We start from the raw sequence: 26,453 nt of genomic DNA, 5'->3' as shown, positions 1-26,453 counted from the left end.
CTCCGGTGCAGCGGCCTCACACCGGCAGCGCGACGCGCCCGGCAGCCACCTCTGCGATGTAATGGTCGAGATCGCTTTCGGAATCGACCTCGCCCCAGCCGGGGGCGCTCGGCACCGCCCGGATGGCCACGCCGGCGGCGATCAGCCGCGACAGCAGGCCGGTCATGTCCAGCTTGTCGCGCGCCGCCGGTTCCAGCCCGTCGAGATAGCCGGTGACCTGGGCCCAGCCGGCGGGGGTGAATTTCAGCAAGCCCATGTACTGGCCCTGGATCTCGTCGAGGCTCTGGACCTTGCGGCCGATGTCGACGACCCGGCCGGTCGCGTCGAGCAGGAAGCTCTCGGCGTCGGCCAGCGGATCGGCGAAGCGCGACTGCCACAGGGCCAGCCAGTCGGGATCGTAGCTGATAACGATGTCGCCTTCGGCCGCCATCAGCCGGCACACCGTCTCCGCCGGGTAGAAGATATCGGCGTAGCTGACGAGGCACGGTTCGGCGCTCAGCCACGGGGCTGCCTGGACCAGCGACATGACCATGTTGGTTTCGGCCCAGCGGGGATTGTCGAACAGGGTCAGCCCGCGTCCCTCGAACGCCTCGCCGCGGTAGCCACGCACCACGGCCAACGGGCCGGCGCCGGCACCGGTCAGGGCGGCACGCTGACAGTCCAGCAGGCTGCGCCCGGCGATTTCGACCAGACACTTCGGCCGGTCCTCGGTCATGGCCTTCATGCGGCTGCCACGCCCGGCGGCAAGGATGATCGCTTTCACGGAAGCACTCCAAATTCAGGGAAAACCAAATTCAGGGAAAGCGGGAAGGCGCGGATGCGGCGGACCCGTGGACGGTGCAGCAAGCCCCCGTTACCGATCACCTCCGAAATGACGACGGACCAGATCGAGGTCCACGGCGCGGTAGGGGGCATTGCGTTCGGGATGCCAGAGCATGCCGAACAGCGGCAACGTGTCGTGGCGGACCGCCTCGACCACGCCGTCGGGCGCGGTCGCCCAGGCGGTGAAACCGGGCGGAACGCTCGTGAAGCTCCAATTGTGATAGGAATTCACGGTGTCCGTCGCGCCGTCGTCCAGGACGACCGGATGATCGGTGCCGGCATGGCCCGTCACCCGTTCCAGCCCGGCGCCGAAATGGTGCATCAGCATCTGCAGGCCCCGGCAGACGGCCATCAGCGGGACGCGCCGGGTGACCGCGTGCTCGATCAGCAGGACTTCCACGGCGTCGCGTTCGGGGGCGTCGCCGCCATAGGCCGCCAGATCGTTGCCGCCGGTCAGCAGGATGCCGGCGGGAGCCACCGCCTCCAGCCAGGCCGCCGCGAGAGCGGGCGACGCCGTGTTGGGCATCGCCACGGGCAGCAGGCCGCAGGCGTCCAGGAAGCCGGTCCACCGCTGATCCAGGGAGTCGCGCCGCTCATTGCGGCCGGCGATCACGTCCACCCGCTGACTGACGGCGATCAGGCGCGCGGCCACGGGCCGGACCGTCGTCATTGCAGGACATCCACCCGGCGGGACGCGCAGTCGATGCGCAGGCGGCGGTTGTCCTTCCACTGGTTGAACAGCGTTTCCCCGGCCCCGATCACCGCAGGAAGGTTCAGTTCGCCGGCGCGGATGGCCATGTGGGAATTGACCCCGCCATAGGCGGTGATGAAGCCGCCGATACCGTGGGAGAAGATCCAGTCGAAGCCCGGATCGGCGCTGGGGATCACCACCACCGCCCCCTTCAGCTCCGATGCCGGCGCCTTGTGGGACCGCACGGGCCCCTCCACCGTCCGCTGGGTGATGAAGTTGGGTTCGGTGGGAGGAATGTGGAAAGCCCAGACCTCCTCGGGCTGGCTGATCAGCGGCGGCAGCACGATGCGTTGGGTTTCCGCATAGCGGGCGCGGCCCTGGCTGATGCTGTGGCGCAGCGTCGCCTCGATGTCGCAACTGGACGCGTAGAGATCGTCGATAAGAGAGGCATCGAAGTAGGACATGTCGTCCGGCGACAGTCCATAGCGTTCGCCCAGGCGGGTCAGCAGCGACAGCACCTCGCTCAGCGAACGGGTGAAGACGAATTTCGAATGCTCGCGGCCCTGGATGCCGGCCTGGCAGAAGTCGAACAGGCTGACCACGTCCATTTCCAGGGAGTGCTGGTTCAGGAGGGCGTCGATCCGGCGCATCTGGGGCAGTGACAAGGCGAAAGTCGGCGCCGCGCCCTCGTCGTGCGGACCGGCCCCGTGCTCGGCACCGAGGTAGCGTTCCGGATCCTCGTCGTAGCGTGGCGACAGGATATCGTAGGTCCCGGGGCGCAGGTGCCCGTATTTCTCCAGGAATTCCGACCGGGACAGGGCGCGCAGGTCGCGCGTCATACGGCCGCTGACGGTCTCCAGGCTGGTCATGAAGGCGTCGTACTGCTGCGGCTCGATCGCGCCGACCGCCACCAGCGATTTCAGCATCTGGACGGCGATGAAGCCGGCGCGGGCCAAACCGGCGAAAGGCAGGGTGCCGTAGCGCTTGCAATCCTCCATCAGCCAATAGATGCGGCTGACGATGTCCATGTCGGTGGTGCGGATGGTCCGCTGCCGCTCCTCCAGTATCCCGATCTTCTTGCTGTCGTTGCGCCACAAGCCGGTTTCACGGTGAATGACCCGGTTGGTCAGCCGGCGCAGGCTCTGGGTCAATTCCTCGAGATCGCGCTCCGAGAAGCCGAAGCCGCGCAGACGTTGCAGACGGGTGTCGAGGTCGAAGGTGTAGCAGGAAAAGACGATCTCGAACTCGACCTTGTCGTGGAGCACCGGTGCCGCCGCGAGCTGGTCGATGTAGCAGTCCACCAGACGGTCGGCGAGCGTGTCAGGCACATCGCCCGGAATGAAGGAATTGAAGCTGAGGCGGACGTCGATGTACGGCAGCCCATGGAAGGACCGCATCAGCGGAAAGCTGCGCAGGTTCCGGTAGCCGTAATTGTGGCGCTGGTAGGCCCAGACGCTGTCGGTCACCAGCTGCCGGTACAGCGACAGCGCCAGCGGCCGCGGCCGGATGCCGATGATTTCGGCCGGGTTCCAGTCGGGCATGACGCCGTACAGGGTACGGCGGCCGCGCAGGTAGGGGTGCGGCCGATTGGCCTGGGCGATCTTCTGGGCGATGGCTTCCAGCAGCGGCCGGTGCTCGTCGGTGCCGACGGCCGTTCCGCAGGCGGCGGACAGCGGCCGCACCTGGAACAGGTACAGCTCGCCTGTCGGCGAGAAGGCGAACTCGATGTCGAGACTTTCCCCTCCGAGCAGCCCTTCCAGTTCGCCGGCGAGCGCCACCACCCGGTCGAGGGGGGACGGGCACGGCACCGTGGCGCCCTTCCAGTAGACGAAGGTCTTCAATTCGGCGGCGTGGCCGCCGGTGACCGCGGCGGTGTCGCCGCCCTCCTCGTAATTGACGATCAGGTAGGGGGCGCCGGTGTTGGGATCCCGGGTGAAGGCGACGCCGCTCATGGCCGCCGTCAGCATGGGCTGGACGAAGATCTGATCGGCCGGTACCGGCTCGTCCCCGAAGGAGGCCGCCACCTCGGCGACGGCGGCCGGCAGCCCGGCCGGATCGACGTTTCCGATCGACACGAAATGCCCGGCCAGGGATTGCCCCTCCCGGTCCTCCGCCGCGGCGGAGGACCGGACGATCAGAGGCCCCTGCCTGCCCCACGGCGTGGTGGCGATCCGGTCGAGGATCGCCTCCATGCCGCCCGCGTTCCAATCGACGGCCCGGAAGCGAACCAGATCAAGGACGTGCGCAGTCCTCAAATGCGGCGCGAGGCGCTCCAGGGTTTCGGCTTTGCTGCCGAAGGCGATCCGGAGCGGTAAGGCGGAGGTGTCCATGGGCAGTCTCACCGACGGCGTGCGGACCAGGCACGGGTGCGATAGGTCGTGGTGATCACGTCAAGGCCGGCGATCCGCGCTTCGACGAAGGCCATGAAGGCAGTCCAGCGATCGGGGCCGAGCTGGTGACGCACGTCGTTCACCGAATTCCAGACGCCCAGATACTGTTCGGAGGTCTGGTCGACAGAGTGGCGGCCCTCCAGATAGACCACGTCGTCGAACTGCCGGCTGGCCCACAGCCGCTCGGTCAGGGTCTCGGTGATGCCGGAATTGCCGGACGACACCCGTTTGACTTCCGGAGCCAGGCGGGTGATCTCCGCCTCGATCTCGACCAGCAGGGGATTGGCATCGATCAGTCGCGGGTTCCACAGCGCGACGAAGCGGCCTTCCGGACGCAGGATGCGGTGGAACTCGGCCAAGCCGCGCTCGAAATCGACCCAGTGGAAGGACGAAGCCATGCTGACCATGTCCACCGAAGCGTCGGAAAGACCGGTCTGCTCGCCGGAGCCGACACGGTATTCGATCCGGAGACCGGCGGAATCGGCGATGCCGAGCCGGCGCATGTCGTCGTTGGGTTCGACCGCCGTGACATGGCGGACCCGCTCGGCCACGAGGCGGGTCCAGATGCCGGTGCCGGCGCCGACGTCGGCTGCCTCGATCTCCCCGGCCGGCTTCGGCAGCATGCCGATCAGCGCATCCCGGACCGTCGCTGAATAAGTCGGGCGGTATTTCGAATAATTCTCTGCCAACCCGGTGAAATCACCATGACCGCGCATATGCTTCAAAGTCCCTATTCTATTGTGATGTATGGGGTTCTTTATAGTCCCCGTCTTTGGGGGCTGCAGCCGATAAGCCGATCAGAGCGGTATCGGACGCAATCAATCGGTCCCAGATCAGGTCGGCCGCGCCGTCCGGTGTCATCGTGCCGTAATTGTCAATTACGAGATCGGGGTGATCCGGCTCCTCAATGGAGGTATCCGTCCCGACCATATCCACAGCAGCGTTGCGGTACAAGCCCTTCGGGTCACGATCAGCGCGGTGTTCAAGCGGAACGCGCAAATATATTTCTCGGTAACCTTCTATGTTTTCGCGATTCCATTGGCGGACTGCATGAAACATTGAAATGGTGGCGATGACGACGACCAGGCCCTGCTCCGTCAGTTCCCGGCACAGGCGGGCGTAGGAAAGGGCCAACTGGCGGCGCTGGTCAGGGGTGTGACCGGCATCGGGGGCGATGGCGGCGCGCAAGCGGTCGCCGTCGAGCAGCACCGCCGGCAGCCCGGCTGCCCGCAACCGCGCACACACGCGCAGGGCGACCGTCGTCTTGCCGGCCCCGGACAAACCGGTCAGCCAGAACAGCCGCCCCTTTCCGGACGCGTCCGGCAGCAAGGGCGCCGGACGGCCGCCCGATTCCGGCGCGGTCCCCGCCTGCGTGTTCCTCCCCTGGCCGGCGGCTTCCGTTGCGACCAGATGCCGCAGGCGCGTCCGGCTGCGGCTGACGATCACACCGGGGAGGTGGAACGTCGCGGGATCGGACAGATCGACGGGCCCGAGGGCTTGCGGCAACGCGACGAAGCGGTCCCGGAACAGGACGATGTTGGTCACGCCCAGGGTTTCGATCAGGTGGGGATCCGGCGACCGGTGAGAGAGCCAGCGGTCGATGATCGCCCGGCGGACATCCTTCAGCGTCGCAGCCTCGATGAGGTTTTCCCCCGGTTCCGCCAGCAGGTCTTCCAGATTCCCGGCCCCCTGGTGCGCGCCGTAGTTCCGGCCATGGTACTTGACCAGATTGTAGTCGGTCAGGCTGTCGATCAGGAACGGCGGCGGCGACCGCAGGGAAAGGCGCCCGCTGCTCTGCAACGCTTCGAGCAGCCGCAGCAGGGACGGGGCGGTGACCGCCGGTCCGCCAGCCGTCGGTTCGGCCCTCCAGGGCTCACCCTCCACCCCTTCGACGATGCCGAACCCGTCGATCCGCTGCCGCTGGAACGGATCGGTGAACAGCGTGAAGAACTGGCGGGCCGTCGGCCAGTCCGTGGCATGGAGGGAGCCGTTCAGCGCCCCCTCGGGATCGCTGTACAGCACGTCGATGTCGGTGCCGGCCGTCCACTCCAGGAACCGGTACGCGCCCCGGTAGAACCAGATCTGGAGATCCCCCTGGCTCTCCACCAGGCTCGGGACCTCTCCCGCCTCGAGCCGTTGCCGGAGCCCGTCCAGCGACCGGTCGAACAGGACGCCCGGGCCGTAGAATGGCCAGAGCTGCTCCGGGGCGGCCATCTGGTCGATCAGGCTGACCAGCGGCACGGCCAGGAAGGGCGGGCTGTCCGGGCGGGGCGACAGCAGGAAATGCCCATGGACCACGCCGTGAAGATGCAGCCTGAGCCCAGGCATGCGGTTCCCCCGCAGTGCGCCGGGGACGGCGGCCGGGGCACGGAGCGGCGGCGGTGCCTGAAGGCGGACGCCCTGCAGGAAAGGAGCCGGAACGTCGCAGACATGAAACGGCATCGCGTCCTGCCAGGCGGGGTTCCGCGAGCAGGCGTCGTAGTCCGCGATCTCGGCGGCGCGGGCGGTCAGAACATCGGCGTAACGCTGTTCGAACCCTTTGCGGACGGCGGCGAACATGTTCCAGTCATAGGGGCTGCGCTCGCGCACGAAGTCCTCGAGCGTGTCGGGGATCGACGCCGAGGCGCGCCAGTTGGACGAAGAGCGCAGCCGCCACGGCGGCAGGTCCGGCCAGTCGAACAGCATGCCCATGACATAGAGCGCCGGACCGAAAAGATCGGTCGGCGCAAGAACCGCGAACGCGGTCTCAGTCAGCTCGATGGCCTGGGTGAAATTCGCTTCATCAAGAGTGATGCTCGCCGGATCCGGAGGTAGGACGCCGCTGTAATTCTTTGAAAGGTGGAAAATATTCTTGGTCTGATTGTTGTCGTGGCCTATGTCATGAAGCCAATGAACAAAGTACTCTAACGACATATCATGTTTATCTATCATATACCCGTAAAATTCAGACGGGTTTCCCAGACTATTCTTTCTTGCCCAATAATATGAAGAAACATACCAGTCAAACGGATTTCGAACAAATCCAACATACGGAGCCCCGATTATATTGTGCAGGGCGAAGGCATGCTTCGTCACCGCACATCCATAGCGGCTCTTTATCAGATCAATTTCGTCAGATGTTTTGCTGAGCAGTGCCTCGTACGACATATCGAAACGAAGCCCGTGTCCAAGATGCAGCACCCGCGACGCACCATAGACGCGCTCGACACAGTCCATCAGCGAATCCCCGGCGGCACGGGGCAGGTCGAAATGGATAAACATGCGGCTCTCTTTCATCGGCCACCCCCGGCCTGAATGACCGGGCGGCGGCACTCTACCGGGTGCCGGACCTTTCCAAAACAACAAGGCGAAGGTCGGTCAGCGCATCGTCGATCAGCTGAACGCGGGCCGACAGGCTGAGGAGAGCCGGGCCGCCCTCCGCCGACCTGCCGGAGTCCGCGAGTTCCCCCCGGATGGCCTGAAGCACACGAGCCTGTTCGGCCAAGGCGGCTTCCAGGGACCGGATACGTTTGTCCTGTTCGCTCAAGGCCTGCCGGAGCAGCCGATTCTGCTCACCCACCTCTTCGACCAGGGCCGACAGCTCCTGGTTCCGGCGGTCTCGTTCGGCCATCCGCCTGTCTACCGTGGCAAGGCGCTGCTCAAACATCCTGTTGGACACCCCGTCCCCTCCGCTGGAAAGCGAATGATCTGCTTCTGGCCGGACCCCGGCAGAGCCGCCCCGTCATGCGCGCTGTCTGCGAAGACCCGCCGAGGACGCTGCGCTTGTATCGGAGGTCAAGCGTAGCCGAACCCTCGAGACGACCAGATCCACACGGCCATAATGGGTGAGGCGGATTTCGAACTCGTGCCCGGCGTCGGTGGGCGCATCGTTCAGTTGGAACACCAGCGAGACCAGCGTGGCCGTTTCGGCGAAGTGCTCGGTATTGAACGTCCCGACGGTGGTCGTGCCGTTGCTGATCAACTCCACGTTCAAAACCGGCAGACCCGCTGCGGACGCGCGCTGCCTTGCGCCCCAGATGTCGAGCGTGTACTTGCCCTTGCCCAGCGACAGGCGCGAGCCGTGCAGGAAACAGCCGACCGGCTTGTCGGCGGTGACGCGGATGCCATCGGCACGGCGCTCCGCGATGTCGGTCGGCGTGAACGAGTCCAACAGCTCGGCACCGTTCAACCGGAACTGCAAGCTGAACACCTCCCGACGCAGGCGCTCGCGTTCCTCATTCCAGCTTTGGCTTTCACCCCGCAAGGCGGTGATCGTGTCCAGGAAGTCCGCGATCATCGCGTCCTTGGCGGCAAGTTCCGCCCGCAACTGCTCCAGCATCTGTTCCCGGGCACGGCTCTCCACCTCCAACCGGATCAGGCGCTGCGCCCGGATCATGGAGTCCACGTCGCTCCATGTCGCGGCCTTCAGGATTTCCGGCAAGGCGCGCTGGGCCGGATCCGCCAGGTCGACCGGCCCCAGCGAGGTCGGAACGCCGAAATAGGCGTCGTCATAGGAGACCACGTTGAAAGGCCCGGCCATACCGACCAGAACCGGAGGAGCCTGGACGCCCCGCCGTTTGGAGGGTTGGGAGGGCTGCTGCACAGGAAGCGCCGCGACGGGAGCGGGGGACGAGCCCCCGGCCAGAAGCGCCTCGATTTCGTCGGCCGAGGCTCCTTCGACGATCTGCGGCTTTTCCCGATCCTCCTTCCTGGCCAGATCCACCGGCCCCAGGGAATGCGGGACGCCGTAGAATTTGCCGTCGTAGGACAGGATGTTGTAGGTGGCCAGTTCCCGCACCAGCTTGGTGCCGCCCTGGCCGCGCTTGAAGAGCTTGAAGCGGGGTGACTTCGCCACCTCCTCCTGCGTCCAGGCCGTCAGGCAGGCAGGATCGATGAACTGGCCGTTCGCCGGCGGCACCCCGTTTTCGCGCTCGTGGCGGATGACCGGGTTCTCGGTGAGCGGCATGATGCGACCGGTCTCCAGCGCCTCGAGTGCGGTGGAGGACATGTGCCGGCCATCGGTGGGTCCGATGTAGTTGAAGTCGCCATCCGATCCCGGATGCCACGTGTGGTACAGAAACTCGCTTTCGTGCCAGACCTCCTTCAGGCCCTTGTTCACGAGGCGGAAGGTCAGCTCGTACGGGCCGCAGACATGGCCAAGGTAATCCATGTGTTCATCGGCGCCGCCGATGGCGATCAGGTCGGAACGCCTGGCGCACATGCACGCCCCGTAATTGCGGCTATGCAGCGGATCCTCGGTGTCCCACAGCCCGGTGGTCTTGCCGTCGCGCCAATTGATCGCCCCATCCCCGGTCAGCAGTTCGAACGGCGGATAGTTAAAAGGATAGAAATCCTGCTTGGAATTGCGCACCTCATCAAAGTGCAGGGCAATTTCAGGCGTGCGTTCGAAGGTTTCGATCACCGTCCGAACAAATGACTTCGTGAACATCGCATCAGAATCACAGATGATGACAATATCACCCCGACTCTTTGCAATGCCAATGTTGTACATTAGGTGCTTGTGATAGTATAGGTTGTCCGGCATATTCATAATAACCCAAAGGTCAATAGGCGCCGGACGCCCCTTACCCTTATAGTCAGATATCTTATCGCCTATCTCTTTTGATCTATGAGCGTAGTACTCAATCCAGATGATTTCATAATCATGCCGCGGAACATCCTGATCCGCCAAGTAATCAAGGGAGTGGAAGCTTTCCCGGCATTTCCAATCAAGAAGAACAAAGCTGACTTTTGGAGCCTTCTTAACATTGTTTTTGAATTCTGTCTTGATCATGGAAGCCCTAGGATGCGCGAGGGTTAAAGCAAGAATATTTTCCCACAAAGGGCACGCGGCCGACATGCACTTTTAATATTACGCCGCGGTCCGAATGGAAACATCAATTTTTATCAATAATAGATCGACAAAGTGAGAGTAGCTTCTCTCCTTATTTATTATCCTTAATCAAAATGTAAAATTTACCCGACGGCGTCCGTCGAGGTGATGGAAACTGGGACGATGCGGCGGATGGTCCTTCCACCTTCTTGGATCGGTCGCGCGCCGATGCCGCGAAAGACGCCACCTCATACTTGGATACTCACTCCTGGGCGGGTTGCCTGGATGGTGGCATTTGGATTGCGGTGCGCACAACGGGTCGTTATTTTGCCCTTTACTGGCCAACGGCATTCGCGCCCGGCCGAACGGCATGCCGACGGACAGGAAGGACGCGCCATGGACAGCACGACTGGAACGCAGGCGGCTCCAGCGGTGTATCCGCTTGCCGGAAAACGGGTATGGGTGGCGGGGCATACGGGCATGGTCGGCTCGGCCCTGGTCCGCCGGCTGACGGCCGAATGCGCGCAACCGCTTACCGTCAGCCGCGACGCGGTCGATCTGCGCCGCCAGGGCGACGTCGAGGCATGGATGCTGCGCGAGCGCCCGCAAGCCGTGTTCGTCGCCGCCGCCACGGTGGGCGGCATCCTGGCCAACGACACCCGGCCGGCCGAATTCCTCTATGACAACCTGGCGATCGAGGCCAACATCATCCACAGTGCCTATCTGGCCGGGGTGGAGAAACTGATGTTCCTCGGGTCGTCCTGCATCTACCCCAAATTCGTCGACCAGCCGATCGTCGAGGACTCCCTGCTGACCGGCGCTTTCGAGCCGACCAACCAGTGGTACGCCACCGCGAAAGTCGCCGGCATCAAGCTGTGCCAGGCCTATCGCCGCCAGTACGGCCGCGACTTCATCGCCGTCGTCCCGACCAACCTCTACGGTCCCGGCGACAATTTCGACCTGGCCGCCAGCCATGTGGTGCCGGCCCTGATCCGCAAGATCCAGGCTGCGAAGGCGGCCCGGACCGGACCGGTGGAGGTCTGGGGGACCGGCCGGCCGCGGCGCGAGTTCCTCTATGTGGACGATGCCGCCGATGCCCTGGTTTTCCTGATGGAGCGTTACAGCGGCGAGGAGATCGTCAATGTCGGCTCGGGCGAGGATGTCAGCATCGCCGAACTGACGGAGATGGTGGCCGCGGCGGTCGGTTACGACGGCGGCTTCCACTATGCCGTGGAGAAGCCCGACGGCATGCCGCGCAAAGGCTTGGACGCCTCGCGCTGTCTGGCGCTCGGGTGGCGCGCCAGGACACCGCTGCGCGACGGCCTGGAGCGGACATGCGCCTGGTGGAATGCGCGACAATCCGCCTGATCCCGTTTGCCGGGGAGTCGTGGCATATCATAGCATGCCGCGCCGCGCCGACCTGAACCGAAGGCGGCAATCCTCCATCCACCGGGGCCTGAATAGGTCTTAAGAGATCGTGCGGCGGCATCCGGAGGTTTTCTGGTATAGGGTTTGTCATACTCCTCTATGCTCAATAAATAGTTTCATATTTTTAACATGCCAACCCCGCTCTTCAATGGTTGGCGGTCCGGTTGCTGGTGATATGCACCTTAAATTATTACACAAGATGATTTGTTTTCCCTAGACTACCCTTTGCCTTCGGAATATGCTGACCGACACACTTCTCATGACCCGAGTCTGGCAACAATCCCATGAGTCCGAACGTCGATCTCGTCCTCGTCAACCCTGGTGAACGGACCAAGATCTATCAGTCCCTCGGGTCAACTCTGACGGCGATCGAACCGCCGCTGTGGTGCCGGCTGATCGGCGGCTATGTCCGCGACCGCGGCCATTCCATCCACATCATCGACGCCGAGGCCGATCACCTGACCGCCGACCAGGTGGCGGAGCGCATCGCCCAACTGGCGCCGCGCCTGGTCGCGATGGTGGTATTCGGCCATCAGCCTTCCGCCTCGACCCAGCAGATGGTCGGGGCCGGGCTGACCTGCCGCGCCATCAAGGCGCGCCTGCCCGAACAGCCGATCATCATCGTCGGCGGCCATGTCGCCGCCCTGCCCGAGCGCACGCTACGCGAGGAGACGGTGGACTTCGCCTGCAACAGCGAAGGGCCGGTGACCGTCGCCCAGCTTCTCGACGCGCTGAAGGAACCGGCTCCGCCGCTCGAAACGGTGGAGGGGCTGGTCTACCGCGTGGCGGGGACCGAAGGGGACGCGGATGGCGGCACGATCCGCAACAACCTCGCCCCGGCCCTGATCAAGGATCTCGACGGCGATCTGCACGGCGACGTGTGGGATCTGCTGCCGATGGAGAAGTACCGGGCGCACAACTGGCAATGCTTCGGCAATCTCGGGGCGCGGCAGCCCTATGCCTCCATCTATACCTCGCTCGGCTGCCCCTACAAATGCAGCTTCTGCTGCATCAACGCGCCGTTCGGAGTGAACCGTTACCGCATGCGCTCGCCCGACGCCGTCGTCGCCGAGATCGACCGGCTGTACAACGAATACGGCGTCAAGACCTACAAGTTCATCGACGAGATGTTCGTCCTGAACGAGCGCCATGTCATGGCGATCTGCGACCGGCTGATCGAGCGCGGCTATGACCTGAACATCTGGGCCTACGCCCGGGTCGACACGGTGAAGCCGCACATGCTGGAAAAGCTGCGCAAGGCGGGATTCCGCTGGCTTGCCCTGGGTATCGAATCCGGCAGCGAGCATGTCCGCGACGGCGCGTCCAAGTCCTTCACCCAGGACGACATCCGTGTCGTGGTGCAGTCGATCCAGGCCGCCGGCATCCACGTCATCGGCAACTACATCTTCGGCCTGCCCGACGACGACGTGGAAAGCATGCGGGCGACACTGGAACTGGCCAAGGAGCTGAACTGCGAGTTCGGCAACTTCTATTCCGCGATGGCCTATCCGGGATCGCCGCTCTACGCCATGGCGGTGGAAAAGGGATGGGCCTTGCCGGAACAGTGGAGCGGCTATTCTCAGCACAGCCATGACTGCACCCCCCTGCCGACGGAAAAGATTTCCGCCGCAGAGGTCCTGCGCTTCCGCGATCAGGCCTTTACCGAATATTTCACCAACAAGCGCTATCTCGACATGGTGGCCCAGCGATTCGGCTGGGAAACCCGCGAGCACATCGAACAGATGACCAAGCACTCCCTGTCCCGCGCTCTTCTGGAGAGCGGCATGGAAGTCCTGGCCGATTAGAGTGAGATCGCTTCCGACGGAATCATCTGAAGCGTGAATCTCGCGGAAAATCAAAAGGCTAAGGTCCACAGGCTGCTTCGACGAGCATCCGATGGACGTTAGGGCTCCCCGAAAAGGGAGGAGCCGCCATTCGTTGAGCAGGCCGGACATTCTTGAAGCCGGCGGTCCGGATCAGCATAAGGATATCCGCCTGTGATCATCAGCCGCACCCCTTTCCGCATTTCGCTTTTCGGCGGCGGCACCGACTACCCGACCTGGGTGCGGCGCCATGGCGGAGCCGTGTTCGGACTAGCGATCGACAAATACTGCTATCTCAACGTCCGCAACCTGCCGCCCTTCTTCGAGCACAAGTACCGTCTCGCCTATTCGCGCATCGAGTTGGCCAAGACCATCGAGGAGATCGAACATCCGGCCGTCCGCGCCGTCTTCTCCGAGATGAAGGCTCATCGCGGGCTGGAGGTTCATCACGACGCAGACCTGCCGGCCCGCTCGGGCCTGGGGTCCAGTTCGTCCTTCACCGTCGGCCTGCTGAACGCCCTCTACGCCATGCGTGGGGAGATGGCCGGCAAGCGCGATCTGGCGAACGAGGCGATCCGCATCGAACAGCAGGTGATCGGCGAGAATGTCGGCTACCAGGATCAGATCTGGGCCGCCTACGGCGGTCTGAACCGGATCGATTTCCACACCGACGGCGGTTTCGCCGTCACGCCCTTGATCATCAGCCCGGAACGGCGCGCCGAACTCCTGTCGTCGATGCTGCTGGTCTTCACCGGCCTGTCGCGTATCGCGTCGGAAGTCGCCAAGGAGAAGATCCAAAATCTGGAGCAGCGCGAGCGCCAGCTGATGGGCATCCGCGCCATGGTGGACGAGGGGGTCTCCCTGCTCAGCGATGAACGCGAACCCACCTACCGGCTGGGAGAGCTGATGCACGAGGCGTGGCAGCTCAAGCGCCAGCTCGCCAGCTCCGTCAGCAACCCCATCGTCGACGAGATCTATGCGGAAGCGCGTGCGGCCGGGGCGAGCGGCGGTAAGCTGCTGGGTGCCGGCGGCGGCGGCTTCATGCTGTTCTTCGTCAAACCCGAGATGCGCCGCCGCCTGATCGAACGGCTGAACCGCCTGATCACCGTCAAGTTCGGCATCGATTACGGCGGCAGCAAGATCATCGTCTACGAACCGAGCTATGAGGTCGGAGCGGATTGACCTCCACCCCGGATTTTCACCCGATGCCGCCCATCCTCACCTCCCGCCGCCTTGTCTATGCGAACAGCAAATGGCGGGCTTACGCCGACGACCTGCGCGGCGACTGCACCACCGTCGACGGCTATCTGGTCGTCGAGCCGGTGCATGCCGGCCCCGACATGGTCACGGGCGTGGCGGTTCTGGGGGAAACGGACGGCCGGTTCGCCCTGCTGCACAATCATCGCCATCCGCTTGGACAGCGCAGTTGGGAGATGGTGAAGGGCTTCATCGACGCGGGCGAGAACCCGGCCGATGCCGCCCGGCGCGAACTGACCGAGGAGACCGGTCTGGCTTGCGAACCGGAGGATCTGGTCCCGCTCGGCTCCTTCACGCCGGAAGGCGCGACCATGGCGGCACGGGGCCTGCTGTTCCTGGCCCGCCGCTGCCGGCCGGATACCGCCATCTCCGGCACCGTCCCCGACGGAAACGAGCCGGATGAAATCGAAATAGGCCTCGGCGCCACCACTCTGTTCGACCTGGAAACGGCGGAGCGGATGGCCGGCAACTCCGAGATCGAGGATGCGGCGACTCTGATCGGGATCTACCGCGCCCTGGCATGGCTGAAGCGGGAATGCAGAAAAACGACGCCGAACACCTCTTCGTAACGGGAAACTATACCGGTCTTATCACACTTGGGCGTGACGACCTCTGGCAGCATCATGCCGCCCTCGGCCTGATCGGCCGGACCGACGAAGCCATCGACGGGCTTGGCCGCTTCGACGGCTTCGCCCCCCGTTTCCATGAGGCCGCCGCCCTGTGGATCGCCGGCGACGAGACCGGCGCCGTCGCCCTGCTGGCACGGCTGACCGCGTCGACGTCGGAAGCGCCGTCCTCCTGGCAAGCCCATGCGCGCGCACTGCTGGCTCTGCTGCGCAAGCCGCGGATCGAGGTCCTGTCGATGCTGCCGTCTCCCTCCTCCGGTCCGCATGTGCTGCTGGCCGGCGGGTCGCAGGATCAGAAATTCGCCCTGACCAACATCGGCCACGCGACCGGCGACCGGCCGAACTCCCCCTATGCCTCGGTGCACCGGCTGTGGCGGGGCGGGGAGCCGCCGGATTTCGTCCTGTGCGAAATGGTGGAATGGCACCAGATCCCGCCCGATCTGGACAGCCTGCCCTGCCCGCTCCTGGGCCAGACCGCCGACTACGATATGCACATCCAGGCGATGCTGCCGTGGCTCCGCCTGTTCGACGAGGTTCTGGTCACCGACCATACCGAGCATGCCGGGGTCCGGCCTCTGGTGGATGCACCCGTCACCACCGTGCCCAAGAGCTTCGGCCACCCTGCCGGCCTGCCCCGGCTGCGGCGGCGCGACCGCGACGTCGACCTCTTCCTTTCCGGCACCCTGTTCGCACCCTGGCACCCCGACAAGGCGGCGCTGATCCACCAGATCCTGGGGGGAGGGGGGATCGAGGAGCTGCGGCTGGTCGGCTTCAACGGCTTCCTGGACAACGCGACCTATTACGACCTTCTGTCCCGCAGCAAGCTGGCCATCGCCTATTACCGGCGTCCCGGCGGCATGGTGACCCGCGGGATCGAGGCCGCCTGCATGGGCTGCGTCACCCTGGTGCAGGAGGGCAGCGTGCTGCCGCTCTATGCCGGCAGCGACCACGGGCTGGTCAGCTACCCGGCCACGGCGGACGGGCTGGCACGGACCATCCGCCGAGTGCTCGACCAGTACGACGAGCACGAGGCCCGCGCCTGGCGTGCCGCGCCGCGCCTGCGCCAGGCTCTGGCCCCGGACATCGCCGCATCGCACTACCTGCGGCTCTGCACGGTGCTGGCTGCCCGGCCGCGACCGCTGCGGCGGCCGGGCAGCAAGGTCGGTCTGCAGGAGCGGGTCCAGAAGCGCGTCGTCTTCTGGAAAGGGTGGCAGCCGGGCGGCGGCCGCACCGAGGCGGTCGAGGCCCTGGAAGCCGCCAACATCGCGCACTGGGAAGCCCTGCTGAAACGGTGCGGAACCTGGGACGATCCCGCGGTGGGCCGGGCGGCGAACGACATGGCTCGCGAAATGCTGATCGGGCTGGGATGCCGCCTGATGGCGTCGAGCGAGGAGGAGGGCCGGGGCGGCACCGATCCGGTTCCCGCCGGCTCCGCCGCCGCAGCCTTGCGCACGCGGCTGTTCGCCTTCCAGGATCTGTGGATCGCACGCCGGCCGCGAGACCTCGCGCCACGCTTCAACGCAGTGCGGGCAAGGCTGCATTTCGGCACGGCACAGGATGTCGCCGGCGCACTGCTGGCCATCAAGACCATTCTGGCTGTCAACCCCGACAGCTGGATCCTTACCCCGGAAGACGATGTCCTGCCCTATGACCTGTTCGAGCGCTTCTTCAATTACCGTGCCTACCTGGACCGGGTCGTCGCGGACCTGTCCGCACAGGTGCCGGAAGACCGGCTGCCGGCGGAAGGGTGGCGGTCGGATCTCGTCCGGCTGATCCGCGCCTCGCTGCACCATTATCTGGCCCGTGCCGCGGGCGGTGGAGCCGCGGGGTTCGGCCATGCCCGCGAGGCCGTCCGTCTCGACCCGGACTTTCCGTTCTTCCGGCTGGATCTGGCCAAGAGGCTGGCGGTGATGGCCGGGGAAGCGGAACGCGCCGACACCGTCACCCTGCTGACTGGACTTGCCGGCTCCAGCATGGTTGCGATCGAAGCGCGTGACATCCTGCTCCGCCTTCGGGCGGAGACCCCGCACGTGGTAACCGGAAACCCGGCCGAAGAGCCCGCCCCCAACGCCGCGCGGATCGAGCTGGCGCTGATCGACACGGAAAATTACCGGGCCCGGCTGACCAGCCCCTATTTCCGATCCCAGCAGATCGCCCGCAACGGCTGGCGCGGCCCATGGATGCAGCGGATGACGGCCCCCGCCGCCGCCGCATTGTCGGTGGTGGTGGTGGACAGGGCGCAGAGGAACTACAGGACCCTGTTTGCCGAACTGGACCGCCAGACGGTGAGCCGGGACCGTTGCGAGCGTATCCTGGTCGAACTGTACGACGACGTGACGGAAAACGCGGCGCGGCAGTCCGACCTGGTGATCGCCTGCTGCCAGACCGACAGCGTGCCGCACGCCAGTCGCGGATTGAACGCCGGACTGATCGCCGCGGCGGCCGGCGTCACCGCCCTCATCTCTGGAATTCCAGCGGGCGGCGCTCCGGCGGGCGGCGACGGAATACCCGTCGACTTCCTGGCCCGGGCGCTCGAGCGGCTGTCCCGGCCGGATGGGCAGGCGGAGATCCTGCTGCACCGTTTCTCCGGAACGGGGGGCATCCTGGTCGGGCGGACGCCGGACCTGCTGGCCTGGGGAGGGTTGGACGAGCACGAAGCCTTCCAGGGGAACGCAGACGGCATCGCCGACTTCGCCGCCCGGCTGCGCAGGAACGGCGTGGCGGTGCGGGAACCGGCCACGGCGGATCTGCCGGCGACCGCTCCCGACCCCCTGCGTCTGCGGCTGTGGCCGGGACTTGCCGGTTCGGACCGGCGGCATCCCCTTCTGGGCAACCCGCTGGTCGTCCGACGGGCCGACAGCCTTCGGATGGACAATGGGGGGCTGGAACTGCTGGAGCGCATGGAGCGCAGCATTTCAGTCGACGGCCATGGGAATGCCGGTCCGGTCCGGGTTCCGGTGGATGCGGTGCCCAGCTACGTGCTGCACGGTCCGCACATCAAGCTTCCCGCCGGCGATTACCGTCTTGTGGTGACGGGACGGGCCGAAAGGGTTCGCGCCGCCGACCAGCCCGTGTTGGGAATGGAGATCGTCCAGGACGGCGACATCAAGCTGCTGTCCGGAGGTCTGACCGCGGCGAGCCTTCCGGAGGGTGCAACCATCGGCTTCCGGATTCCCGGCCTTTCCTATCGTCCGGACGGCGGGCTGGAGTTCCGCATCGTCCATCTGGGCAACGCCACGGTGACCGTCGACAGCCTTCGCCTGCACCGTCTGAATGGCGGAGAGAGATGACGGCACCCCACCGGCAGAGGTTTTCCCGGCAGGGGGCCGGCAGGGGCGATGGGAACGCCCCCACCCGATGGCCCCCGTCCATTGCCGTCAGCCGGTCACCATCAGCTTGGGGTTCTTCTTCCACTCTTCCATGATGACCTGCGCCTTGTGGCGGTCCTCGCTGGTCAACGCGGACCCCAGTTCATGGGCCTTGGCCTCCAGCCCTTCGCGCTCGGGACCGGGCTGGGTAGAGGCGGCGGCCATGATGTACCAGACATAGGCCTGGATGGCGTTGTAGGCCTTGCTGTCGCGGGTGGCATAGAGGGCGCCCAGGTTGGTCATGGCACCGCTGTGCCCCTGCGCCGCGGCCTTGCGGAGCCAGTCCACGCCTTCGACCAGTTCGGGCCGCCCACCCCAGCCGTGGGCCAGCAGCAGGCCGAGATTGACCTGGGCACCGACATTGCCCTGCATCGCCGCCTTCCGGTACCAGACCGCGGCTTCGGCGTAATCGGGAGAGCCTGTGAGACCGTTGGAGTGGATCAGGCCCAGGTTGAACTGGGCGTTGACGTTGCCCTGCTCCGCCGACAGGCGGCACCATTTCAGGGTTTCGCGGTAATCCTTGGGCACTCCCTGCCCGCGGGCATAGAGCAGGCCAAGATTGACCTGGGCCACCGGATGGCCCTGCTCCGCCGCCTGACGGTAGAAGGCTGCCGCGCGGGCCGGATCGGCCCCCACCCCGGTGCCATGCTCGTAGACGATGGCGAGCGCAAGCTGGGCATTGACGAAGCCCTGCTCGGCGGCGCGCTCGTACCAGGCGAGCGCCTGTTCGATGTCGCGTTCCACTCCCTGGCCGTTGGCATAGAGGGAGGCGAGCGCATGCTGGGCCACGGCATAGCCCTGCTCGGCTGACTTCCTGTACCACTCGGCGGCAACGGCATGGTCCTGCGGCACCCCCTGCCCGAAGGCGTTGAGCAGGCCGATATGGTGCTGTGCCTCGGCATGGCCGGCCTCGGCGGCCAGCCTGTACCAGTGCAGGGCCTGGGAAATATCCGGTCCAATGCCCAGCCCGTTGGGATAGAGCAGGGCCAGGTTGGCTTCCGCCGCGGCCGGATTGGTCTTGGAGACGGTCTTGTACCAGCGCACCGGCAGCGCGCTCTCCTGCGCTGCGCCCTCGCCGTTGGCGTAGCACAGGGCGAGCGAGAAGCACGCTTCCGTATGCCCCTGCTCGGCCGCCTTGCGGAACCAGTGGGCGGCATCGCCGAAATCGCGCACCACCCCCTGGCCGCGGGCATAGAGCTGGCCCATGCGGTATTGCGCCTCGGCGTGGCCCTGCTCGACCAGCGGCAGCCAGTCGGCGACCGCGGCAGCATAATCCTCGACCTCGAAAGCAGCGAGACCACGCTGGAAATCGGGCTTGCGGGAACCGGTGGATTTGCTTCGCTTCAGCAGCTTGCCGAACAAGATCAGGGCTCCCGCAGGCTTTCGTCGACCCCGCGCAGGATGGGTCGCAGGAAATAGGTGATGATCCGGCGCTCGCCGACCTTGATGTCGGCCGACAGCGGCATGCCCGGAATCAGGCGGAAGTTGGACGGCACGTTTTCAAGCGACGTCGTCAGCAGCTTGATCCGCGCCCGGTAGAAAAGCGACTTGCTCGGATCGTCCTTGTTGGAGAAGGAGTCCTCGCTGATCGTCGCCACCTCACCATCGAGCGCCCCGTGCTGCATGTAGGGATAAGCCTCCAGCTTCACGCGCACCTTGTCGCCAACCTGGACGAAGGCGAGGTCGCGGGCGTCGATGCTGGCCTCCACCTCCAGGGCCGAACCGACCGGCACCAGGGTGAAGAGCGCCTCCGCCTCCTTGGCGATGGAACCGACAGCCACCTTGGGCGACACCTCCAGCACGATGGCGTCGGTCGGGGCGTCGAGCTGGACCATCGACTGGCGCTTGCGCGCCTTGTTCAGCTGCTCGCGCATCGCTTCACGCTCGTTGCGCTGGGTGGTCAGCTCCTCGATGATCTTGCCGTTCCACTGCTGGACGAAGACGTCGCGCTCGGCCAGCAGTGCCTGCAGGTCGTGGCGGTTGCCCTGCAGCTCGTTCTGGTTCAGGACCAGATTGCGCTCGATGTCGATGCGGTCGCTGGTCGCCTGCAGCAGGTTCAGCTTGCTGCCGACTTGCGTTGCCAGCAGCGAGGAGCGCATGTTCTCAATCTCGCGCACCACCTTCAGCCGCTCGTTCAGATGCACGCGGTCCATCTCGTACTTGGTGACGTTGGACTGCAGGCGCGCAAGCTTCTCCTCATAGTTCTGCATCTGCGACTGGTACTGAGCCTGGCGCTCACGCCACAGCGCCTCCTGCAGCCTGCCGAAGCCGTAGCGGTCCTCGAATGGAACATAAGGCTTGCCGTCATGCTCGGCTTGCAGCCGGGCGATCAGCGCATCGGCGTTGGCGAGGCGGGATTCCAGTTGGAGGACGTCGGCCTGGGTGAAGGTCGGGTCCAGCGTCGCCAGGATGTCGCCCTTGCGCACCACGTCGCCTTCGCGCACCAGCACCTTCTTGATCGTCGCCGTTTCCATCGGCTGGACCATGACGTTGGATTCGACCGAGATGACCTTGCCCTGGGCGACGACGATCTTGTCCAGGTAGGACAGCGTCGACCAGGTGATCAGGCCGATCACGAACAGCGCCAGCAGATACAGCGTGAAGCGCGCCAGCAAGGGATCGGGGGCGTTCTGGATCGCCTCCGTATCCTTCTGGAAGGCACCGACCGCCGCCTTGCCACGCGCCCTGGCGCGCTTGTCCAGCGACGGGGCCGGTGTGCTCGGTGCGGCGTCGTTGGCAGGAACGCGCACCGTCTCGATTTTCGCAAGCTTCTGTGCGGTCGGCTTCTGTGCGGTCAAGGAACGCGCTCCTAGATGTGCCGGTTCTGCTGGTGCCAGAGATGCTGGTAGATGGCGCAGCGCTCCATCAGTTCGTCATGCTTGCCGCTGTCCACCACCTTGCCGCGGTCCATCACCAGGATGCTGTCCGACGGCACCAGCGAGGACAGACGGTGCGAGATGATGATCACGGTGCGGCCGCGGGCGATGTTCATCAGGTTGGCCTGAACGATGGCCTCGCTCTCCGCGTCGAGTGCGCTGGTCGCCTCGTCCAGGATCAGGATCTTCGGGTTGGTCAGCAGGGCGCGGGCGATGGCCAGACGCTGGCGCTGGCCGCCGGACAGGTTGGCGGAGCCTTCCTCCAGCATGGTGTCCAGGCCCTTGGGCAGCCGCTCGACGAACTCGTCGGCGCCGGCCAGCTGGATGACCTTCAGGATTTCGTCGGTCGTGGCCCCCGGCTTGGCGGCGGAGACATTCTCGCGGATGGTGCCGGTGAACAGGAAATTGTCCTGCAGCACCACGCCGATCGACGCGCGCAGATGGTCCAGATCGTACTCGCGCAGGTCACGGCCGTCGATGCGGATCAGCCCTTCCTGCGCCCGGTGCAGCCCCTGCAGCAGGCGGGTCAGCGTCGTCTTGCCCGATCCGCTGCGACCCATGACGCCGAGGATGGTGCCGTCGGTCGCCGTGAAGGAGACGCCATCGAGCGCCGGCGGGGCGGTGGGGGCATAGCGGAAGCGGACATCCTGGAACTCCACCGTGCCGCGCAGCGGCGTGCGCAGGCCGCGGCCGGTGCGGCCCTCCTCCGGCGGATGGTTCATGATCGTGCCCAGCATCTGGATAGAAATCGACACCTCCTGGAACTGCTGCACCAGCTGGGCCATCTGCAGCAGAGGCTGGGTGACGCGGCCGGCCAGGATGTAGAAGGCGATCAGGACGCCCATCATCAGTTCGCCGTTCAGAGCCAGATAGGTGCCCAGGCCCAGAAGGCAGGCCATCATCAGCTGGTTCAACGGCTGGGCGATGGTCTGGCCGATGATCATGATGCGGCCCACGTCGAAGCGCTGCTCGGCAGCGCGGGCGACGCGATGGTCCCACTCCTGCTTCTGGCGGGCATCGAGTGCCAGCGACTTCACCGTGCGCATGCCGTGGATGTTTTCGATCAGGAAGGACTGCTGGCGCACCTCGGCACTGTACAGATCCTTCAGCCGCCCTTTGATCAGCGGAATCATGATGCCGATGTTGATCGCCATCAGCAACGAGAAGCCAAGGACCAGGAAGGTCAGCGGTACGCTGTACATGAACATCAGCGGTAGGAAGACGACCAGCGAGACCGTGTCCAGCATCGTCATGAAGAGCTGGCCGGTCAGGAAGTTGCGGATGCGCTCCGCCTGCTGGGCGTTCTTGACGATCTCGCCCGAGGAGACCCGCTCGAAATAGTGCATCGGCAAACCGATGAGCTTGTTGAAGACCTGAACGTTCATCTTCGCGTCGATCTTCTTCGTCGCGTAGAGCATCAGGTACTGGCGCAGGTAGGAGAAGGCCGCCTCGAAAATGATGACGCCGACCATGCCGATCATCAGCACGCTGAGCGTGCCCATGCTGCGGTGGACCAGCACGCGGTCGATCACCAGCTGGAAGAAGATCGGCACGGCGAGCGCGAACAGGCTCATCAGGATGGCCGCGATGCCGATGTCGCGGAAGATGCGCTTGTGGCGCAGGATCTCCACCAGGAACCACTTCATGCCGAAGGGCTGCTCAGCGTCGGCCAAGCCGTAGTCGCGCTTCAGCAGCACGATTTCACCGGCCCAGGCCTGGCTCAGCCGGATACGGTCGACCGGCAGGATCAGCTCCTGCCCGGCCAGCGGATCCTGCAGGATGGCGACCTCGGTATCGCCCTGCTTGCCGAAGCCGACGACAACCATGGAGTTGCCGTTGCGCAGGCGCAGGATGGCGGGGAAGGCATCCTGGAGCTTGCCGAGATCCTCCCAGTCCAGCGTCGTCGCCTCGGCCTTCAGGCCGATCGACTTGGCGATGCGCAGGAGGCGGGCGGTGTCGAGCTCCTCGTTCCCGATGACGTTGCTGTGCTGAAGCCGCTCGGCCGAGACGTCGAGGCCGCGCTGACGCGCGACGGCGGCCAGGGAATGCAGCCCGGTGTGGGCGCAGGAGACTTCCGCAGCGAGTGTCATGGGAACCGCCGTAAAAGATAGGAATTGCGTCGCGAAAGCAAGGTCTTCATACTGTTCGGTCACCCGGTCTCAATCGACCATGCGCTCCTTGGGCCCGGAGGCGCGACGATGCGCGGTTCGCGTCCGCCACTTGCGGACGATGAATGACCACGCGATTCCGCTGGAATAGCAGAAGACGCCCAACAGCGGCAAGCCATCTGTCCCAGTGCCCATCCCCCGTCCATCATATGTCCCCAGTCCATGTGTCTGTTTCGGCACATCCGGGCGCGGGCCCGGCAATGGATGAGATGCCGCTTGCGGACACTGTACGGTCATTGCTATCGACCGGCAGGACGGTTCTTTGCCGACAGAGACTTAACACCAGGCGGTTAGCCCGATGAAAAAGCCTTCACGCAAGCAGGCCAAGGCCAGGCGCCCGGCCTCTCCGGCCCTCTCCCCGCGCGGCACGGTGCCGGCGGAGGCGGTGGACGCCGGCTTCGCCCGCGCGCTGACCCTGCACCGGGCAGGCCGGACGGCGGAGGCCGAGGCCGGCTACCGCGCCGTGCTGACCGCCGACCCGGACCATGCCAACGCCAACAACAACCTCGCCGTCATCCTGCGCGCCCGCGGCGACTGGAACGAGGCCATCGACTGTTACCGCCGGGCGATTGCCCGCAACGCCACCGATCCCTTCGTCCACAGCAACCACGGCTGCCTGCTGCTCGACCTGGGCCGGGCGGCGGAGGCGGAGGAGTCGCTTCGCACCGCCATCCGGCTGAAGCCCGACTATGCGGAGGCACATTTCAACCTGGCCAACATCCTGCGCAGCCGCGGCAACCGCGAGGCGGCCAAGGCCGCTTACGGCGAGGCGCTGCGCCTGAAGCCGGACATGGCGGCGGCCCTGTGCAATCTGGGCGACCTGCACAAGGGGTCGGTCGAACTGGCCCGCGCCGTGGAATGCTTCGTCGCCGCGCTGAAGGCCGATCCGAAATCGGCCGAAGCCTGGAACAATCTGGGCGAGACGCTGAAGGAGATGGGCCGCATCGAGGAGGCGATCGGCGTCTTCCAGAAGGGGCTGGAGGCACATCCGACCCATGCGCTGATGCATTCCAACCTGCTGCTGGCCTTGCACTACACCCCCGCCGTCCCGCCCGAGACCATCTTCAAGGCCCATGCGGTGTGGGCGCAGCGCCATGCCGACCCGCTGCTGCCCGCCGGCAAACGCCACGCCAACCCGCGCGATCCCGAACGCCGCCTGCGCGTCGGCTATGTCTCGCCCGACTTCTGCGCCCATTCGGTCGCCTTCTTCGCCGAGCCGCTGATCCGCGAGCATGACCGCGGACGCTTCGAGGTGTTCTGCTACCACGCGGCGACGCGCTCGGACGTGGTCACCGAACGGCTGAAGGGAGTGGCCGACGGCTGGCGCTCGCTGGTCGGGATCGACGACGCGCGGGCCGCGGCGCTGATCGAGCAGGACGGCATCGACATCCTGGTCGATCTGACCGGCCACACCGCCAACAACCGGCTGACCCTGTTCGCCCGCAAACCGGCGCCGGTCCAGGCAACGTGGCTGGGCTATCCCGACACCACCGGCATGCGCGCCATCGACTGGCGCTTCAGCGACGCCGTCGCCGAACCGCCGGGCGAGGCCGACCGGCTGAGCGCCGAGCGCATCGTCCGGCTGCCGCATGGCTTCCACAGCTACCGCCCCCCGGTGGACGTCGCCCCGCCGGCGGAGCCACCGTTCCGCACCAACGGCCATGTCACCTTCGGCTCCTTCAACAACACCTCCAAGGTGACGGGGGAGGTGGTGCGCGTCTGGTCGGAAATCCTGAAGCGGGTGCCGAACTCCCGCCTGATCGTCAAGAGCGCCCAGATGGGCGACGAGGAGACCCGCCGGCGCTACCTGAACACCTTCGTCAAGTTCGGGATTGATGCCGGCCGCATCGAGCTGCTGGCCCGCATCGACGCCGCCGACGGGCATCTGCGCGCCTACGACCGCATCGACATCGGACTGGACCCCTTCCCCTACAACGGCACCACCACCACCTGCGAAGCGCTGTGGATGGGCGTGCCGGTGGTGACGGTGGCCGGCGCAAACCATGTCGCCCGGGTCGGCGCAAGCCTGCTGACCCATTGCGGGTTGAGCGAGCTGGTGGCATCCGACGAGGCGGACTACATCGCCACTGCGGTGGCGCTTGCCGGCGATCCGGATCGGATGATGACGCTGCGCCGGACGATGCGCGATCGGCTGAATGCCGCCCCGCTGACCGACTACACGGGCTTCGCCCGCTCGGTCGAAGCGGCCTACCGAGCCATGTGGCGCGACTGGGTGGTAGCCGCTTCCCAGGCGTGAGATGATTCACCCGAAAACCGCCGGTCCGGCAGCCGATGCAGACACAGTCGATCCTACAGGAAAGCCGCCATGTCCGTGATCGCCATCAACCTGGAGCTTCCTGACAGGAAGTTGCAGATCAAGCTCGACCTAGACGAGCAATACAGCAACGAAAAGACCATTTCATCCTACGTCCGCAGCGGCCGCTATTATGAGCCTGACGTATCGATGGCACTGATCCGTCTGGTCCGCGACGGCGACAGCGTCGTGGACGTGGGCGCGAATGCCGGGTTCTTCTCGGTCCTTCTGGGCGCCCTCACCGGAGCGGCCGGGCGGGTTCTCAGCATCGAGCCGGGAGCCCACAACCTGTCACGGCTGAAGAACAACCTGTCCCTGAACGGCTTCAGCCATGTGACCGTGTCGGACCGACCGGTCACCGACAAGGAGGGCGAGGTCAGCTTCTTCATCAACAGCGACGACAGCGGCGGCAATGCCCTGTGGGATCCCGGCCAATTCCCCGGCAACCGGAAGACTTCGGAAAATCCGATCGCCCATACGCTGTCGGCCACCACCCTGGAACAGGCGGTCACAGCAGCCGGCCTCCCCGTGCCCAGGCTGATCAAGATCGACACCGAAGGGGCCGAGCAGCGGATCCTGGAGGGTGCCGGCTCCCTGATCAGGGATCGCAAGGTGCCTTACATCGTCGCGGAACTGCACGAATTCGGGCTGAGCAAGATGGGATGCTCGCAGGCCAGCCTGCGGTCCTTCATGAAAGACCTCGGCTATTCGACCTTCCTGCTCTACCCGGACGGATCGCTTCCCAAGCTGATCCCCCCGGGCACCCGGCTCCAGTCGGACTATTTCCTGAACCTGCTGTTCAGCACCCAGCAGGATGTGGCCGCCGCCTGGCCCGTCGAAGCGTATGTGCCGCAGTTGTAATGCCAGCACCTTCTGCG

17 protein-coding genes are annotated in these 26,453 nt (G+C 65.4%); 7 read left to right on the top strand and 10 right to left on the bottom strand.

From position 1 onward, the window contains the following. Positions 1 to 16: 16 nt before the first annotated feature. The 7 genes from AL072_RS31770 to AL072_RS31740 form a co-directional block, all read right to left on the bottom strand. Positions 17 to 763: a phosphocholine cytidylyltransferase family protein gene (locus tag AL072_RS31770; protein WP_045585440.1), complete on the bottom strand. Its 747-nt coding sequence runs from the start codon at positions 761 to 763 to the stop codon at positions 17 to 19. A 90-nt stretch (positions 764 to 853) separates the two neighbouring features. Next, positions 854 to 1,492: a gamma-glutamyl-gamma-aminobutyrate hydrolase family protein gene (locus AL072_RS31765; protein ID WP_045585439.1), complete on the bottom strand. Its 639-nt coding sequence runs from the start codon at positions 1,490 to 1,492 to the stop codon at positions 854 to 856. After that, positions 1,489 to 3,843 carry a PEP-utilizing enzyme gene (locus AL072_RS31760; protein ID WP_045585438.1) on the bottom strand — a complete coding sequence of 785 codons (2,355 nt, stop codon included), beginning with the start codon at positions 3,841 to 3,843 and terminating at the stop codon, positions 1,489 to 1,491. Before AL072_RS31760 ends, AL072_RS31765 begins: the two co-directional genes overlap by 4 nt. Positions 3,844 to 3,851: 8 nt before the next feature. Then, positions 3,852 to 4,526, bottom strand: coding sequence for a class I SAM-dependent methyltransferase (locus tag AL072_RS31755; RefSeq protein WP_082109353.1), 675 nt, complete (start codon positions 4,524 to 4,526; stop codon positions 3,852 to 3,854). Between the two features lie 112 nt (positions 4,527 to 4,638). Beyond that, a complete protein-coding gene (locus AL072_RS31750; RefSeq protein WP_245637104.1) occupies positions 4,639 to 7,179 on the bottom strand; it encodes an adenylyl-sulfate kinase in 2,541 nt (846 codons plus the stop codon). 37 nt (positions 7,180 to 7,216) lie between these two features. Continuing rightward, positions 7,217 to 7,561, bottom strand: a complete 345-nt coding sequence (locus tag AL072_RS31745) for a hypothetical protein (protein WP_245637103.1) — start codon at positions 7,559 to 7,561, stop codon at positions 7,217 to 7,219. 63 nt (positions 7,562 to 7,624) lie between these two features. After that, complete coding sequence (locus AL072_RS31740; protein WP_245637102.1) at positions 7,625 to 9,676, bottom strand: glycosyltransferase family 2 protein; 2,052 nt, start codon at positions 9,674 to 9,676, stop codon at positions 7,625 to 7,627. 435 nt (positions 9,677 to 10,111) lie between these two features. On the opposite strand from AL072_RS31740, the gene AL072_RS31735 reads away from it, so the two are divergent. From AL072_RS31735 to AL072_RS31715, 5 genes are all read left to right on the top strand, one after another. Continuing rightward, complete coding sequence (locus AL072_RS31735; protein ID WP_045585435.1) at positions 10,112 to 11,083, top strand: GDP-L-fucose synthase family protein; 972 nt, start codon at positions 10,112 to 10,114, stop codon at positions 11,081 to 11,083. 344 nt (positions 11,084 to 11,427) lie between these two features. Then, entirely contained in the window at positions 11,428 to 12,948 is a 1,521-nt protein-coding gene (locus AL072_RS31730; protein ID WP_045585434.1) for a B12-binding domain-containing radical SAM protein, read from the top strand. 192 nt (positions 12,949 to 13,140) lie between these two features. Beyond that, entirely contained in the window at positions 13,141 to 14,148 is a 1,008-nt protein-coding gene (locus tag AL072_RS31725) for a GHMP family kinase ATP-binding protein (protein ID WP_045585433.1), read from the top strand. 23 nt (positions 14,149 to 14,171) lie between these two features. Next, entirely contained in the window at positions 14,172 to 14,792 is a 621-nt protein-coding gene (locus AL072_RS31720) for an NUDIX hydrolase (protein ID WP_052710392.1), read from the top strand. Continuing rightward, the gene (locus AL072_RS31715; protein ID WP_045585432.1) at positions 14,759 to 18,139 is read left to right on the top strand and encodes a hypothetical protein; all 3,381 of its coding nucleotides are present in this window, start codon (positions 14,759 to 14,761) and stop codon (positions 18,137 to 18,139) included. The genes AL072_RS31720 and AL072_RS31715 overlap by 34 nt, the downstream gene beginning before the upstream one ends. 87 nt (positions 18,140 to 18,226) lie before the next feature. Here AL072_RS31715 and AL072_RS31710 read toward each other — a convergent pair whose 3' ends face one another. Genes AL072_RS31710 through AL072_RS31700 form a run of 3 tightly spaced genes read right to left on the bottom strand, consistent with a single transcriptional unit; the run spans position 18,227 to position 23,183 of the window. Then, positions 18,227 to 19,579: an SEL1-like repeat protein gene (locus tag AL072_RS31710; RefSeq protein WP_045585431.1), complete on the bottom strand. Its 1,353-nt coding sequence runs from the start codon at positions 19,577 to 19,579 to the stop codon at positions 18,227 to 18,229. 2 nt (positions 19,580 to 19,581) lie between these two features. Continuing rightward, positions 19,582 to 21,015 carry an HlyD family type I secretion periplasmic adaptor subunit gene (locus tag AL072_RS31705; protein WP_045585430.1) on the bottom strand — a complete coding sequence of 478 codons (1,434 nt, stop codon included), beginning with the start codon at positions 21,013 to 21,015 and terminating at the stop codon, positions 19,582 to 19,584. Positions 21,016 to 21,026: 11 nt separating this feature from the next. Then, complete coding sequence (locus AL072_RS31700; protein WP_045585429.1) at positions 21,027 to 23,183, bottom strand: peptidase domain-containing ABC transporter; 2,157 nt, start codon at positions 23,181 to 23,183, stop codon at positions 21,027 to 21,029. Positions 23,184 to 23,559: 376 nt separating this feature from the next. On the opposite strand from AL072_RS31700, the gene AL072_RS31695 reads away from it, so the two are divergent. Continuing rightward, positions 23,560 to 25,518, top strand: coding sequence for an O-linked N-acetylglucosamine transferase, SPINDLY family protein (locus AL072_RS31695; protein WP_045585428.1), 1,959 nt, complete (start codon positions 23,560 to 23,562; stop codon positions 25,516 to 25,518). A gap of 69 nt (positions 25,519 to 25,587) precedes the next feature. Further along, entirely contained in the window at positions 25,588 to 26,436 is an 849-nt protein-coding gene (locus AL072_RS31690) for an FkbM family methyltransferase (RefSeq protein ID WP_045585427.1), read from the top strand. The last annotated feature ends 17 nt before the right edge of the window (positions 26,437 to 26,453 follow it).

The organism is Azospirillum thiophilum, from assembly GCF_001305595.1.
GTDB classification, from domain to species: domain Bacteria; phylum Pseudomonadota; class Alphaproteobacteria; order Azospirillales; family Azospirillaceae; genus Azospirillum; species Azospirillum thiophilum.
The sequence above is the reverse complement of the archived record's forward strand: the minus strand, read 5'-3'. Positions and strand labels throughout refer to the sequence as shown.

What these genes read in the sequence shown, in the direction of transcription:
- AL072_RS31765 (WP_045585439.1), bottom strand. Translation starts at nt 1,492, where the DNA reads ATGACGACGGTCCGGCCCGTGGCCGCGCGCCTGATCGCCGTCAGTCAG.
- AL072_RS31760 (WP_045585438.1), bottom strand. Translation starts at nt 3,843, where the DNA reads ATGGACACCTCCGCCTTACCGCTCCGGATCGCCTTCGGCAGCAAAGCC.
- AL072_RS31755 (WP_082109353.1), bottom strand. Translation starts at nt 4,526, where the DNA reads ATGCTGCCGAAGCCGGCCGGGGAGATCGAGGCAGCCGACGTCGGCGCC.
- AL072_RS31750 (WP_245637104.1), bottom strand. Translation starts at nt 7,179, where the DNA reads ATGAAAGAGAGCCGCATGTTTATCCATTTCGACCTGCCCCGTGCCGCC.
- AL072_RS31740 (WP_245637102.1), bottom strand. Translation starts at nt 9,676, where the DNA reads ATGATCAAGACAGAATTCAAAAACAATGTTAAGAAGGCTCCAAAAGTC.
- AL072_RS31735 (WP_045585435.1), top strand. Translation starts at nt 10,112, where the DNA reads ATGGACAGCACGACTGGAACGCAGGCGGCTCCAGCGGTGTATCCGCTT.
- AL072_RS31730 (WP_045585434.1), top strand. Translation starts at nt 11,428, where the DNA reads ATGAGTCCGAACGTCGATCTCGTCCTCGTCAACCCTGGTGAACGGACC.
- AL072_RS31720 (WP_052710392.1), top strand. Translation starts at nt 14,172, where the DNA reads ATGCCGCCCATCCTCACCTCCCGCCGCCTTGTCTATGCGAACAGCAAA.
- AL072_RS31715 (WP_045585432.1), top strand. Translation starts at nt 14,759, where the DNA reads ATGCAGAAAAACGACGCCGAACACCTCTTCGTAACGGGAAACTATACC.
- AL072_RS31700 (WP_045585429.1), bottom strand. Translation starts at nt 23,183, where the DNA reads ATGACACTCGCTGCGGAAGTCTCCTGCGCCCACACCGGGCTGCATTCC.
- AL072_RS31695 (WP_045585428.1), top strand. Translation starts at nt 23,560, where the DNA reads ATGAAAAAGCCTTCACGCAAGCAGGCCAAGGCCAGGCGCCCGGCCTCT.
- AL072_RS31690 (WP_045585427.1), top strand. Translation starts at nt 25,588, where the DNA reads ATGTCCGTGATCGCCATCAACCTGGAGCTTCCTGACAGGAAGTTGCAG.